13 protein-coding genes are annotated in these 13830 nt (G+C 61.6%); 10 read left to right on the top strand and 3 right to left on the bottom strand.

Features of this window, described 5'->3' with window-relative positions; genetic code table 11:
• Nucleotides 1–16: 16 nt before the first annotated feature.
• The 3 genes from ACUN0G_RS14855 to ACUN0G_RS14865 all read left to right on the top strand — a co-directional run bounded on the left by ACUN0G_RS14855 (nt 17) and on the right by ACUN0G_RS14865 (nt 2837).
• Nucleotides 17–1033: a putative 2-aminoethylphosphonate ABC transporter substrate-binding protein gene (locus ACUN0G_RS14855; protein WP_017476554.1), complete on the top strand. Its 1017-nt coding sequence runs from the start codon at nt 17–19 to the stop codon at nt 1031–1033.
• A 125-nt stretch (nt 1034–1158) separates the two neighbouring features.
• Nucleotides 1159–2283 carry a TIGR03364 family FAD-dependent oxidoreductase gene (locus ACUN0G_RS14860; protein ID WP_445573728.1) on the top strand — a complete coding sequence of 375 codons (1125 nt, stop codon included), beginning with the start codon at nt 1159–1161 and terminating at the stop codon, nt 2281–2283.
• Nucleotides 2283–2837 (top strand): phosphonate degradation HD-domain oxygenase, encoded by a 555-nt coding sequence (locus ACUN0G_RS14865; protein WP_258342672.1) that lies wholly within the window; start codon nt 2283–2285, stop codon nt 2835–2837. The genes ACUN0G_RS14860 and ACUN0G_RS14865 overlap by 1 nt, the downstream gene beginning before the upstream one ends.
• Here the strand turns inward: ACUN0G_RS14865 and ACUN0G_RS14870 are convergent.
• Nucleotides 2834–4207 carry a DUF3482 domain-containing protein gene (locus ACUN0G_RS14870; protein ID WP_003213808.1) on the bottom strand — a complete coding sequence of 458 codons (1374 nt, stop codon included), beginning with the start codon at nt 4205–4207 and terminating at the stop codon, nt 2834–2836. The genes ACUN0G_RS14865 and ACUN0G_RS14870 overlap by 4 nt on opposite strands.
• The gene (locus ACUN0G_RS14875) at nt 4200–5579 is read right to left on the bottom strand and encodes a DUF2868 domain-containing protein (RefSeq protein WP_445573729.1); all 1380 of its coding nucleotides are present in this window, start codon (nt 5577–5579) and stop codon (nt 4200–4202) included. The genes ACUN0G_RS14870 and ACUN0G_RS14875 overlap by 8 nt, the downstream gene beginning before the upstream one ends.
• A gap of 90 nt (nt 5580–5669) precedes the next feature.
• Between ACUN0G_RS14875 and ACUN0G_RS14880 the strand changes: the two genes are divergently transcribed.
• From ACUN0G_RS14880 to ACUN0G_RS14890, 3 genes are all read left to right on the top strand, one after another.
• Nucleotides 5670–6182, top strand: coding sequence for a dihydrofolate reductase (locus ACUN0G_RS14880; protein ID WP_259195550.1), 513 nt, complete (start codon nt 5670–5672; stop codon nt 6180–6182).
• A gap of 83 nt (nt 6183–6265) precedes the next feature.
• Entirely contained in the window at nt 6266–6505 is a 240-nt protein-coding gene (locus tag ACUN0G_RS14885) for a type II toxin-antitoxin system RelB/DinJ family antitoxin (protein WP_258348672.1), read from the top strand.
• Nucleotides 6495–6782: a type II toxin-antitoxin system RelE family toxin gene (locus ACUN0G_RS14890; protein ID WP_421525224.1), complete on the top strand. Its 288-nt coding sequence runs from the start codon at nt 6495–6497 to the stop codon at nt 6780–6782. Before ACUN0G_RS14885 ends, ACUN0G_RS14890 begins: the two co-directional genes overlap by 11 nt.
• 35 nt (nt 6783–6817) lie before the next feature.
• On the opposite strand, the gene ACUN0G_RS14895 is transcribed toward ACUN0G_RS14890, so the two are convergent.
• Entirely contained in the window at nt 6818–8209 is a 1392-nt protein-coding gene (locus ACUN0G_RS14895) for an L-cystine transporter (protein ID WP_003213804.1), read from the bottom strand.
• 241 nt (nt 8210–8450) lie between these two features.
• Between ACUN0G_RS14895 and ACUN0G_RS14900 the strand changes: the two genes are divergently transcribed.
• The 4 genes from ACUN0G_RS14900 (at nt 8451) to ACUN0G_RS14915 (ending at nt 13777) form a co-directional block, all read left to right on the top strand.
• Nucleotides 8451–9509, top strand: coding sequence for a phosphorylcholine phosphatase (locus ACUN0G_RS14900; protein ID WP_003213803.1), 1059 nt, complete (start codon nt 8451–8453; stop codon nt 9507–9509).
• 211 nt (nt 9510–9720) lie between these two features.
• Nucleotides 9721–10254, top strand: coding sequence for an RNA polymerase sigma factor (locus ACUN0G_RS14905; protein WP_177020251.1), 534 nt, complete (start codon nt 9721–9723; stop codon nt 10252–10254).
• Nucleotides 10251–11198: a FecR family protein gene (locus tag ACUN0G_RS14910; RefSeq protein WP_445573730.1), complete on the top strand. Its 948-nt coding sequence runs from the start codon at nt 10251–10253 to the stop codon at nt 11196–11198. Before ACUN0G_RS14905 ends, ACUN0G_RS14910 begins: the two co-directional genes overlap by 4 nt.
• 131 nt (nt 11199–11329) lie before the next feature.
• Complete coding sequence (locus ACUN0G_RS14915) at nt 11330–13777, top strand: TonB-dependent siderophore receptor (protein WP_445573731.1); 2448 nt, start codon at nt 11330–11332, stop codon at nt 13775–13777.
• The last annotated feature ends 53 nt before the right edge of the window (nt 13778–13830 follow it).

Raw genomic sequence — 13830 nt, forward strand, 5'->3', positions numbered from 1 at the left:
ATAAAGGAACTGCACCATGTTCAAGCCCCTGGCGTTAGCCGCTGCTGTGCTCACTGCGTTCAGCCTGAATGCCTTTGCCGCCAAGACCGAGTTGACCGTGTACACGGCCCTCGAAGCCGAGCAATTGAAGACTTACAAACAAGCCTTCGAAAAGGCTAACCCGGACATCGATATCAAATGGGTGCGCGACTCCACTGGCATCATCACCGCCAAGCTGCTGGCCGAAAAAGCCCGCCCGCAGGCTGACGTGGTCTGGGGCCTGGCGGCTTCCAGCCTGGCGATCCTCGACCAGCAGGGCATGCTGCAAAACTACGCACCCAAGGACCTGGGCAAGATCGGCGCGAACTACCGCGACGCCGCCAACCCACCGGCCTGGGTCGGCATGGACGTGTGGGCTGCGACCATCTGCTTCAACACCGTCGAAGCCGAAAAGCAGGGCCTGAGCAAGCCGGTGAGCTGGCAGGACCTGACCAAGCCTGAGTACAAAGGCAAGATCGTGATGCCCAACCCGGCCTCGTCCGGCACCGGTTTCCTGGATGTGAGCGCCTGGCTGCAGACCTTCGGCGAGAAACAGGGCTGGCAGTACATGGACGACCTGCACCAGAACATCGGCCAGTACGTTCACTCCGGTTCCAAGCCGTGCAAGCTGGCGGCGTCGGGTGAGTTTCCGATCGGTATCTCGTTTGAATACCCGGCCGTTCAACTGAAGCGCCAGGGTGCACCGCTGGACATCATCCTGCCGAAAGAAGGCCTGGGCTGGGACATCGAAGCGACTGCCGTGATCAAAGGCACTGCCCACGCGGACGCGGCACAGAAACTCGCCGACTTCTCCGCCAGCCCGGCGGCGATGGAGCTGTACAAGGAAAACTTCGCGGTACTGGCTCAGCCGGGTATTGCAAAGCCGCAGACCGAATTGCCGGCTGACTATGAGCAGCGGCTGATCAAGAACGACTTTGCCTGGGCGTCGAAAAACCGCGACAGCATCCTGACCGAATGGCGCAAGCGCTATGACGGCAAGTCGGAAAAACAATAACCACCGATCGTTCCCACGCTCTGCGTGGGAACGCGGGCCTGGACGCTCTGCGTCCGCTTTTGTAGTCGTGACGCGGAGCGTCACAGGATGCATTCCCACGCGGAGCGTGGGAACGAGAGGTCTTCATGACACAACTGCTGATCATCGGCGCCGGCATCCTCGGCCTGTCCCACGCTTATGCGGCCGCCAAACGCGGCCTCAAGGTCAAGGTCTTCGAGCGTAGCGCCACACCGCTGGGTGCTTCCGTGCGCAACTTTGGCCAGGCACTGGTCACCGGCCAACCGCCCGGGCCGATGCTCGACCTGGCGCGGGAAAGCCGCGAAATCTGGGGTCAGTGGGCACAGCTCGCCGGTATCCAGCTCAAACGCAACGGCTCCTATCTGTTCGCCCGCACCGAAGCCGAAGAGCACTTGCTTGAAGCCTTCTGCGCCGGTCGCGCCCGGGAGCACGGTTATCGCGTCGAGTTGCTGCAAGGCGCGGCCCTGCACGGTCTGTACGGTGGCCAGTTCGCTCATCACCGTGCCGCGATTCACGGCCTGGACGATCAACAACTGTATTCCCGCGAAGCCATCCCGGCGCTGATCAACTACCTGAGCCGTGAACTGAACGTGGAGTTTCATTTCTCCACCCTGGTCCGCGACATCGAGCCCGGCCAGGTTCACACCACCGCTGGAACCTTTCGCGGCGAGCAGATCATTGTCTGCTCCGGCCACGACTACCAGACGCTGCTGGCCGAGCAGATCGGCGAACTCAACCCGCAAATCTGCCGCCTGCAAATGCTGCGCGCCCGACCAGCGGTGGAATTGAACCTGCAACACGCGCTGCTGACCGGTCTCAGCTGCGTCCACTACGGCGCCTTCGCCGATTTGCCGGAGGCCGCGCCGGTACAGGCCGAAATTCTGCGGGATGTACCGCATCTGCACGAAAACGGCATTCATCTGCTGATCAGCCCAACGCCTTATGGTGAGCTGATCATCGGTGACTCCCACCATTACGGCAGCGACCCTTCACCGTTCAATGCCGAGCAGGTGGACACCTGGATGATCGAACTGGCCGAACACACCTTGGGCTGCAAGATCCAGGTCGTGGAACGCTGGCAGGGTGTCTATGGTTCCCTCGGCCCAGGGCCATTTTCGTTCCTGCGGGCGGCGCCGGGGGTGAGTGCGGCGTTGATGCACACGGGCGTGGGCATGAGCGTTGGGCCGGCGATGGCGGAGCGCAATATCACAGAGTTGTGGGGGAACGCGTGATGAACGCAGAACAGGCAATCGCCGAGGTCTTCGGCCTTTACGAACAACACGGCACCGCTGACTACATCGGCGAACCGGTCTCGCAGATCGAGCACATGTCCCAGGCTGCGCAGTTGGCCATGGCTGAGGGCTTCGATGATGAAGTGGTGCTGGCGGCGTTCTTCCACGATATCGGGCATATCTGCGGCGAAGGTGGCGAGAACATGGGCGGTTATGGTGTGGTCAGCCATGAACGGCTGGGCGCCGATTATCTGCGCCGCGCAGGCTTCAGCGAGCGCATGGCAAAACTGGTGGAATACCACGTGCAGGCCAAGCGTTACCTGACCTTCAGCCAGCCGGATTACTACGCACGCTTGAGCGAAGCCAGCCGCCGTACCTTGGGTTACCAGGGCGGCGTGATGACCGCCGAGGAAGCCCAAGCGTTCGAGCAGGACCCGCTGTGTGCCGTCAGCCTGCGCATGCGCCACTGGGATGAACAGGCCAAGGAAATGCATGTGCCGGTGCTGGACCTTGAAGTGCTGAAGTCCAAGGCCCGGCAACTGTTGGCGGCTTAGGTCTCGTCCAGGCGCTGGGCCAAGGCTTCGATCTGTTCCTGGCGTTCGGCCTGGCTCAACCTGGGGTGCGGGTTGAGGGACGACCACTGCGGATGGGCGCGGGCCTTGTTCAGGGCTTCCGGCAGCTTGCCTTCGCGCCAGGTCTTGTCCTGGGGCGTGTCGACCTTGATGCTGTGGATCGCCGCGTGGCCCCGCAAGTTCAGGGCCTTGAGCAGTTGCCGCTGGCGCAGGGCCAACAGGCGCAGCACGCTGTCGTCGACGGTCAGCTCGCGCTGGCCCTTGATCTTGCCCAGCAGGCGGCTGCCATAACTGCGGGCAGTTTGCAGGGCGCCACCGGCGATGGCTCCGGCGAGGGCGGCGGCGCCGAGGGTCAGGCCGCCTACGAGTAGATCCACACCCGCACCGGCGGCGGCGCCTGCCGCAATCCCGCCACCGACCCGCACGCCCAGTTGCTTGAGGGTCTCGGGGTTGAACAGGTCATCGCCCCAGCGCCCGTCCAGCAGCGGTAAATCGCTGGCGGCGGCGTCTTGCGGGCGGAAGCCGAACAACTTGAGCAAGGCCTCCACGCAACGCTGTTCGCGCTGGCGCACGGCTTTGCGCAGTTCGCTGATGGCTTGCTGTTCTACCTCGGCTTCGCTGACCACACTGCGGCGGCAGGCGGCGCAGTCGATCAGCAGTTCGGCAATCAACCGCGCAGCACTTTGCTGGCGAGCCTGGCGCTGGGCTTCCTGATCAAGGATCAGCCGCTCCAGTTGCCCACGGGAATTTTCCAGCAGCAGGGCGAGGCTTTCATAGAGGCGGCGCTCGCCGTCTTCCGGCGGCGCGACGCTGTCAAAACGCACCAGCGCGTGCAGGCCGAGGCGGGCGAGGGCTTCGCGCCAGTCCGGCTCGCGGTGGTCGGCGCTGCTGACAAAATTGAGCACTGGCAGCAACGGTTTGCCACAGCTGGCCAGCACTTGCAGCTCATCGCGGTACTTGGCCAGCACCGGTTCCCGGGCGTCGATCACATACAGGCCCGCATCCGAGGCGAGCAGTTGGCGCAGCACCTTGGCTTCCTGTTCGAAGCGTTGCCGGGCTTCGCTGCCTTCCAGAAAACGCGCCAGCCGTGCCGGGCCGTCGAGGCGTTCGCCGGGACGGTCCAGGCGCTCGAGGTAATCGAGCAGGGCGATGGCATCTTCCAGGCCCGGCGTGTCGTACAGCTCCAGCAAGGCTTCGCCGTCTACCGACAGCCGAGCACCTTCGACATGCCGGGTGGTGCTGGGCCGATGGGAGACTTCACCAAAGCCGACGTCTCGCGTGAGGGTGCGCAGCAACGAGGTCTTGCCGACGTTGGTGTGGCCGACCACCGCGAGTTTCAGGGGCTTAGTCATGACCGGTCTCCAGCCAGGTGAGCGGCGCGCAATCGGCGAACGGGATCTCCAACTGTTGCAATGCTGTATGCCAGTCACCCAGGCGTTCCGCGTCCAGGGCCTGGCCCGCCGGTGCTTGCAGCAGCCAGACCCGGGTGGCGGTGGCGCTGCGGGCCAGTTCGGCGATCAGCGCGAGGCTGCCGCGATCCGGCGAGCGCCGTGGGTCGCAGGCAATGGCTAGGCGTGCGGGCGGGAAGCGGGTGAGTTGCTCCAGCAGCTTGTTGCGGGATTCACGGCTGTCGAGGATGCCGGCGTCCTTGACGCTGGCCGGGAGCTTCGGCGGCCAGGTGCGTTGGTCATCGAGTTCGATGGCCACCAGCAGGGCGCCATCGCTTTCCAGTTCACTGACGCCGCCGATCACGTGGTGCAACTGTTCGGGCGCCGCATCGTTGACCCCAAGCCGTTCGCTGCTGGGCATCAGACGTTCACGCAGTTGGCTGTAGCCGGGCAGGTTAAGGTCGAGACTCAAGGCGGCGCGCCCACGTTTCCAACGCCACAGGCACAGCAGCGCGAGGATCAGCCGCGGCAGGATGCCGTACACCAGTAGCACGCCCACCAGCCAGGCGGCCCAGGCCTGGCGGGCGCTTTCGATATTCAGGGCGGCATCGCCGCTGGCGCGGATCATCTCGACGGTGGGCACATTGAAGCCGAGCAAGGCGGGCAGGGCGCCGAGGGTTTGGGTCACGGCGACAAAGGTGTCGGCCCGCAGGATGGTGGTTTCCCACACAAAGCCGTAGCGCCGGGTGGCCAACAGCGTCAGCAGGATCACCAGGGCGCTGAGCAGTGCCAGCAGCCACAAGCTGTTGACCAGCACACCGACCGCCCAGCGATTGAGTTTGCGCCGTTGCAGCAACAGCAGCAGGGCGGGTGCCAGTTGCGCGGCCTTGGCGTCGCGGGCGAGTTTTTCGCTGAGCCATAACCACAGGCGGCCGAGGCTGGCGCCGTGTTCACCGGCAAACAACAGGCCCAGGGCCCAGCTCAACAACAGGATCAGGTTCAAACCCAGCAGGCTGCCCAGGGCCCAGAACACATTGACCGGCGCCAGCCCGTTGCCCAGCGCGGCAAAGGCCAGGCCGGCACCGCTGATAATGGCAACCACCGTCAGCAGGATCAGCGCCAGGCGTGCACCTTGCAGCCAGCGGGTCAGGGCGGCGGTCAGGCCATCGCGTTCAGCCAGCCACAGCGCGCGGTTTTGAATGCGCGTCGGCAAGTCGCCGCCGCTGCTGCGGGCCAGGCGATTGGCTTCCTGGTCTTCCAGGGCGCCGGCGTGTTCCTCGCGCAAGCGCACGGTTTCGGTCAGCCAGAGTGTTTGCAGGGGATTCAGAGCTGTCACGCGCCGTCCTGTTGAGCCAGTGAGGTTGGAGCATAACCGCTGGAACGCCGGTTGGGGTATGCCGCGCGCGGCTCTGGTATTCTCGTCGCCATGAAAAAAACTCTCCCTTTAAGCCTGATCGCAGCCCTCGGTGAAAACCGTGTGATCGGCGTCGACAACAGCATGCCCTGGCATTTGCCGGGGGATTTCAAATATTTCAAGGCCACCACCTTGGGCAAGCCGATCATCATGGGGCGCAAGACCTGGGATTCCCTGGGTCGACCGTTGCCGGGCCGCTTGAACATAGTGGTCAGCCGTCAGACCGACTTGGCGCTGGAAGGTGCGGAAGTTTTTCCGTCCCTCGACGCAGCAGTGGAGCGGGCTGAGGAATGGGCCAAGGCGCAGGGCGTGGATGAGCTGATGCTGATCGGCGGCGCGCAGTTGTATGCCCAGGGGCTGGAGCAGGCGGACCGCCTGTATTTGACGCGGGTAGCATTGAGCCCGGAAGGCGATGCGTGGTTTCCCGAGTTTGATTTGAACCAGTGGAAGCTGGTGTCGAATGTCGAGAATGCGGCAGAGGGGGACAAGCCGGCGTATAACTTTGAGGTTTGGGAAAAAGCCTGACGCGTCTGCGACAAATCTGGCTTGCAAAAGAGCATTTCTTGCGCCACTGTAATGACCAATGTCATTACAGTGAGGGTCGCATGATGGCCTCTATAAACATCCGTATCGACGACGACCTTAAAGCTCGCGCTTATCACGAGCTGGAAAAGTTGGGTGTCACCCCTTCCGAATTGATGCGCCAAGCCCTGCAATATGTGGCTGAGCGCGGGCAATTACCGTTCAAGCCTGTTCTGATGACCGAGGACGATGAAGCCTTGTTGGCTACAGTTCGGGAACGGCTGGCTGCTCCCCAGCGAGTGAAGGTCTCACTGGATGACCTATAACCTTGAGTTTGATGCACGAGCGCTAAAGGAATGGCGCAAGCTTGGGGATACCGTACGTCAACAGCTCAAGAAAAAGCTGGTTGAGATCCTGACCCATCCACGTATTGAAGCTAACCGGCTGCATGGTTTGCCCGACTGCTACAAAATCAAGCTGCGTAGCAGCGGTTACCGGTTGGTCTATCAGGTGATTGATCAGGAGGTCACGGTATTTGTGGTGGCTGTCGATAAGCGTGAGCGCGACGAGGTATATCGTAAAGCTACCGAGCGCTTGAGTTAGCAGGGAGCGAACTCCCTGCCAAGCAGTAGAATCGGTTAAGCCTGCGCCAACTCCGCATGCTCATCCGCATTCAACAACTCTTTATCCGTCTGCTGCATGATCTGGCTGGTAATCGCCCCCGCCGTCATCGAACCGTTCACGTTCAACGCGGTACGGCCCATGTCGATCAGCGGCTCAACCGAAATCAGCAGCGCCACCAGTGACACCGGCAAGCCCATCGCCGGTAGCACGATCAGCGCGGCAAATGTCGCACCGCCTCCCACGCCCGCCACACCGGCGGAACTCAAGGTCACAATCGCCACCAGTGTTGCGATCCACAGCGGATCCAGCGGGTTGATACCCACCGTCGGCGCAACCATCACCGCCAGCATCGCCGGGTAAAGACCCGCGCAACCGTTCTGGCCAATTGTTGCGCCAAACGAGGCGGCAAAGCCGGCAATGGACTGCGGAATCCCCAGACGACGGGTCTGCGCTTCAATGCTCAGCGGGATGCTGGCGGCGCTGGAGCGGCTGGTGAAGGCAAACGTCAGCACCGGCCAGACCTTGCGGAAGAACCGCAGCGGGTTGATCCCGGCCAGGGACAGCAGCAGGCCGTGCACTACAAACATCAGGCCCAGCGCCAGGTACGACACCACCACAAAACTGCCGAGCTTGATGATGTCTTGCAGGTTGGAGCTGGCGACCACTTTGGTCATCAGCGCCAATACGCCGTACGGGGTCAGCTTCATCACCAGGCGCACCAAGCGCATCACCCAGGCTTGCAGGGTGTCGATGGCGTTGAGGACTTTCTGGCCTTTTTCCACGTCATCCTTGAGCAGTTGCAGCGCGGCAACCCCGAGGAACGCAGCAAAGATCACCACGCTGATAATCGACGTCGGCTTGGCCCGGGCCAGGTCGGCGAACGGGTTCTGCGGGATGAACGACAGCAGCAGTTGCGGGATATTCAGGTCGGCGACCTTGCCCGCGTAGTCACTCTGGATCACTTGCAGGCGTGCCATTTCCTGGGTGCCGGCCACCAGACCTTCGGCAGTGAGCCCGAACAGGTTGGTCAGGCCGATACCGATCAGCGCCGCAATCGCCGTGGTGAACAGCAGCGTGCCGATGGTCAGGAAGCTGATCTTGCCCAGGGACGAGGCGTTATGCAGGCGGGCCACGGCGCTGAGGATCGAGGCGAACACCAGCGGGATCACGATCATTTGCAGCAACTGCACGTAACCGTTGCCGACCAGGTCGAACCAGCCGATCGAGGCCTTGAGTACCGGGTTGCCGGCACCGTAGATCGCGTGCAGCACCACACCGAAGATCACGCCGAGGACCAACGCAAACAACACCTTCTTGGCGAGGCTCCAGTTGGTTCGACGGGTTTGTGCCAGGCCCAGCAACAGGGCCACGAACACCAGTAAGTTGAGAATCAGGGGCAGATTCATTGAAGCTCCGTTGAGAAGGCAGCCAATCGCAGGAGCCTGCGATTGCGAACCGGCAAGCCTAACAGCTTGAAATATATTGATTTAATAACGTTATCGCATGGTGACTGTCGTTTTTGGAATAAGCGGGTGACGCCCTGGCGTATGGTGTTGGCGCGATCACGACGAAAGCGGTCGCGCTCGGGCGATAACTGTCATACAGATTTGTTAGCGTCGATGTCTTTCACTCAGGGAGAAAACGCACATGAAGCTAGCGCCGAAACTGTTTGCCGCCGCGCTGTGCCTGGGCCTTGCGAGCCAGGCCTTTGCCGCCACCGAGTTGAAACACTGGCCGGCGGCTGCCGCGAAGCAACTGGACACGATGATTGCCGCCAACGCCAACAAGGGCAACTTCGCGGTGTTCGACATGGACAACACCAGTTATCGCTACGACCTTGAAGAGTCATTGCTGCCATACCTGGAAAACAAGGGCCTGATTACCCGCGACACCATGGACCCTTCCCTGAAGCTGATCCCGTTCAAAGACACCGCTGACCACAAGGAAAGCCTGTTCAGTTACTACTACCGCCTCTGCGAAGTCGACGACATGGTCTGCTACCCGTGGGTCGCGCAGATTTTCTCCGGCTTCACCCTCAAGGAACTCAAGGGCTACGTCGACGAGATGATGGCGTCGGGCAAGCCGGTGCCGGTCACCTATTACGACGGTGACGTGGTCAAGAACATGGAAGTGCAGCCGCCGAAGGTCTTCACCGGCCAGGCTGAGCTGTTCAACAAGCTGATGGAAAACGGCATCGAGGTCTACGTGATGACCGCCGCGTCCGAAGAGTTGGTGCGCATGGTCGCGGCCGATCCGAAGTACGGCTACAACGTCAAACCCGAGAATGTCATCGGCGTGAGCACCTTGCTCAAGGACCGCAAGACCGGCGAGCTGACTACCGCGCGCAAACAGATTGCTGCCGGCAAGTATGACGAGAAGGCCAACCTCGGCCTGGAACTGACCCCGTACCTGTGGACCCCTGCCACCTGGATGGCCGGCAAGCACGCGGCGATCCTGACCTACATCGACGAGTGGAAAAAACCGGTGATCGTCGGTGGCGACACGCCGACCAGTGACGGCTACATGCTGTTCCATGACGTGGACGTGGCCAAGGGCGGCATCCACCTGTGGATCAACCGTAAAGACAAATACATGACCCAGCTCAACGGCATGATGGCCAAGCACGCTGCGGCCCAGGCCAAGGAAGGGTTGCCGGTGACGGCGGATAAAAACTGGGTGATCGTCAAGCCGGACGAGATTCAGTAAGACCGAGGCGCGGCCATCGCAGGCAAGCCAGCTCCCACATGGACCGAGTTCGCTCAGGCAACTCGGTCCATGTGGGAGCCGGGCTTGCCCGCGATGAGGTCGTCGGCAGCACTGTAAAACCCCAGCAAAAATAGATATCAATTGCGAACCAATCTCATCCTCTGCTAGCGTGCGCACTTCCTGAACATCCCGTTCTTCTCAAGGTAGTGCTGTGCTCTCCTGGAATTCGCAGATCGCGCGCCTGTTCGCGGAGCAGAAGAAGGCCCTCGAAGCCTTCGTCACCCGCCGCACCGGCAGTGCCCAGGTGGCCGCCGACCTGACCCAGGAATCGTTCCTGCGCCTGGCCCGGCTGGACTCCGGCGAGAAGATCGACAACCTCCCGGCCTTCCTCTTCACCATCGCCAGTAACCTGGTGCGCGACCACCAGCGCCAGGCCATCCGCCGCGAGCGCCTGGATGCCGGCGAACCCAGCGAAGAACTGCCCTGCAGCAACCCAAGTGCCGACGAGCAATTGGCTGCCTATCAACAGGAGCAACTGATGCAGGACGCGATCCTGGCGCTGCCCGAAGCGACTCGGCAGATCTTCCTGCTTTATCATGTCGACGAACTTTCCTACCGCGAGATTGGCGAACGCCTGTCGATCACCCCGCGCAGTGTGGAATACCAATTGCGTCGGGCCTTGATCGAATGCCGTGCCTTTATCAAGGCGCGACTGGCCTGTGATGAACAAGGACGCCGGTCATGAGCGCCGCACCCACTGCCGACGAGTTGTTTGCCGAAGCGTCCGGCTGGTATTTCCGTCTTCAGGCTGAAGACGTCACGGCGGCTGAAATCGAGGCGTTTTCCGCATGGCTCGGGCAGGGTGCCGCCCAGGATGATGCGTGGCAGGAAGTCCAGGCGATGCTGGGCGGCCTGCGCGAGCCAGCGCGGGTGATTCGTCGGGCCGAGCAAGCGGCCTGGCGCAAGCCGGCGCGCCGTTGGGCCTGTGCTGCCGCTGTGTTGCTGGCCGTCAGCCTGACGCTGCAGAACACGCCATGGCTGGATCGCCTGCGGGCTGACTACGCCACCGGCACCGGCGAGTCGCGCACCGTGGAACTGGCGGACGGCTCGCAGCTGCAACTCAACACCGACAGCGCTGTGCAGATCCGCATGAGCGCCGGTGAACGCCAGGTTCGCCTGTTGCGGGGCGAAGGATTTTTCAGCGTGACCAAGGATCCATCGCGGCCTTTCGTGGTGCAGTCCGGTGACGGTTGGGTGAAGGTAGTGGGTACGCAGTTCAGCGTTGCTCGCCGCGATGCGCAGACTCAGGTGCAAGTCGCCCAGGGCAAGGTTCAGGTCAGCTCCGGCGTGGGTGAGCCGGTGTACCTGGAGCCGGGGCGAGCGGTGGAGTATCAGGATCAACGCTTGGCCGCAGTCCACGCGTTCGACCCTGCCAGCGGGTTTGCCTGGCGCCAGCGGCAACTGGTGTTTCGCCAGCAGCCACTGTCTGAAGTGGTGGCCGAACTGAATCGCTACTGGCCGGGCAAGACCCTGGTGTTTGGCGATGCATTGCGCGATCGCGTGGTGTCCGGCGTATTCGAGATCGATAAACCTGACGCGGTCATCAAGGCCCTGGAATACACCCTCAACCTGCGTGCCGAGCATTACACCCCGTATTTGCTGGTGTTGCGCGAAGGCAAAGCGTCCTAGGCGAATCTTTTTCAAAAATCTTTCAGGGTTTCTCCCCAAGCCATCGTCCTTGATCACTGAGGCGTAAATAGTAAGCACTCTCAAGTAGTGCCGCGCCCGTTCACTGACTTTTGCACCGGGGAGCATCACCCATGGCACACCGATTCGCCGCACGGCCCTTGCTGGCGCTGGCCATTTCCTTGGCTTGCGGCACTGCGCCATTGTCTCTGCAGGCCGCCGAGACCACTCAGGCCCAGACCTACCGCTTCGATATTCCGGGACAAAGCCTGGACGGCGCATTGGCGGCGTTTTCGGCGGTGACGCGGGTTCAGGTGTTGGTGCCCAGTGAGTTGACCCAAGGTGTTGCATCGCCCGGTGTCAGTGGCAGCCTGGGGCAACGGGACGCTCTGGCGCGGTTGCTCGCGGGAACGGGTTTGAGTGCGGCCTTTATCAACGCCGATACCGTGACCCTGGAAAAGCGTGTGTCATCAGGCACAGCCCTTGAAGTGGGCGCAACCACCATCAGCGCCGAGCAGCTTGGGACGACAACCGAAGGCACCGGCTCCTACACCACCGGCGCCGTGACCATCGGCAAGGGTGAGCAGAAACTCAAGGATATCCCGCAATCGGTCAGCGTCATGACCCGCAAGCAGATGGATGACCAGAACACCACCAAGCTCTCCGAAGTGGTCAAGCGCACCCCGGGCCTGACGGCGACCAAATCACCCGGCCCCGGCATGTTCATCTTTTCCCGTGGCTTCGAAGTGGGCACCCTGCAATACGACGATGTGGGCATCCCGCGTAACACCTACGCGCTGGGCAGCTACCTCACTGAAAACATGGCGATCTACGACCGTGTGGAAACTCTGCGCGGCCCGGCCGCCTTGCTGCAAGGCGCGAACAGCCCCGGTGGCACCATGAACCTGGTGCGCAAGCGCGGCCAGGAGGTGCCGACAGTCACCATCACCGCCAAGGCAGGCTCCTGGGACCACTATGGCACCCAGGTCGACGCCGGCGGCCCGCTGAACGCCGAGGGCACTTTGCGCGGCCGCTTTGTGGCGGATTACGACACCACCCACTCGTTTGTCGACTACGCCGGCAGCTGGAACCAGACGGTGTATGCCGCCGTCGACTACGACTTCACCCCCGACACTACCGTCGGCGTGGGCATCAGCAACCAGAAAGGTCACTCTCGCCCGAACTTCATGTCTTTGCCGCGTTATGCCAATGGCAGCGACATCGGCCTTGCGCGCTCGACCTTTGTCGGTGCCAGCTGGAACCGTAGCGTCAACAACCAGACCCAAGTGTTCGCCGACCTGGAACATCGCTTCAACGACGACTGGAAATTGAAAGCCGCCGTGGTGGCCATGGATGAACACAACGACGCCACTTATCAGGCGACGTGGGACGAGATCCCCAATCCGGGCAGCACCGGCAACGTGCGTTATGTGGACTGGGTCACCGACTTCAACAACAAGAGCCGTGGGGTGGACGTCTACGTCAACGGCAAGTTCGAGACCCTTGGGTTCCGCCAGGAACTCGTGCTGGGCGCCAACTACTCGAAGCTTACGACCCACGACCTGTATGCCCGGGATGCCACCGACGGTGCGGATATCTTCAACATCGACCACAACCGTGTGCAGCGCGACAAATATCAATTATTCCAGGACGGCTCCGGGTCAAAGAATTGGTATGACATTCGCCAGAAAGGCATCTACGGCACTTGGCGCGTCCAGTTGCTGGAGCCGCTGACCCTGATCGTTGGCGCCCGTACCAGTTGGTATGACTTTTCCTATATCGACCAAAGCGGTTTCCAGGGTGTGTACGACGCCCCTACTCAAAGCACCACCCAGACCACTGGCCGGGTCACGCCGTACGCAGGCCTGGTGTATGCCCTCAATGACCAATGGTCGGCCTACGCCAGCTATGCCGATGCATTCGAACCCCAGACCAACCTGACTACGTCCGGCAGCATGCTCAAGCCTATCGAGGGCAAGAATTACGAACTGGGCCTCAAAGGTGAATTGGCCGATGGTCGTCTCAATACCTCGTTTGCGATCTTCCGCTACGACCAGGAAAACCGTGGCGTGCAGGACCTGCAAGGGCCGATGAATTGTGGTGGCTGGTACTGCTCGGTCGCGTCGGGCAAGGTCCGCAGTCAGGGCTTTGAAGCTACCTTGAGCGGTGAGGTGCTGCCTGGTCTGCAACTGGCATCCAGTTACACCTACAACACCACCAAGTTCCTCAAGGACAATACTTACGAAGGCAAGATCTTCAGCACCTGGACCCCGAAGCACCTGCTCAAGGTGTGGGGTGATTACCAGTTGCCGGGTGACTGGGAGAAAGTCAGCGTCGGCGCCGGTGTCACTGCGCAAAGCAGCACTGAATCCTATGACCGCAACTTCAGTGTGCCGGGCAACGCCCTCTGGGATTCGCGGGTGGCTTACAAAATCAATCAGGAATTCACCGTGGCGGCGAACCTGAACAATATGTTCGACAAGAAGTACTACATCCCTGCGTACAACGCGACCTGGGGCAGCAACTACTATGGCGATCCGCGTAATGTGATGTTCACCATGACCTATACGCCGCAGTTCTGATTCAACCAGGCAAAAAAATGCCCCGCACATGGCGGGGCATTTTTATGGGCGAG

This window comes from Pseudomonas sp. 32A, assembly GCF_052682255.1.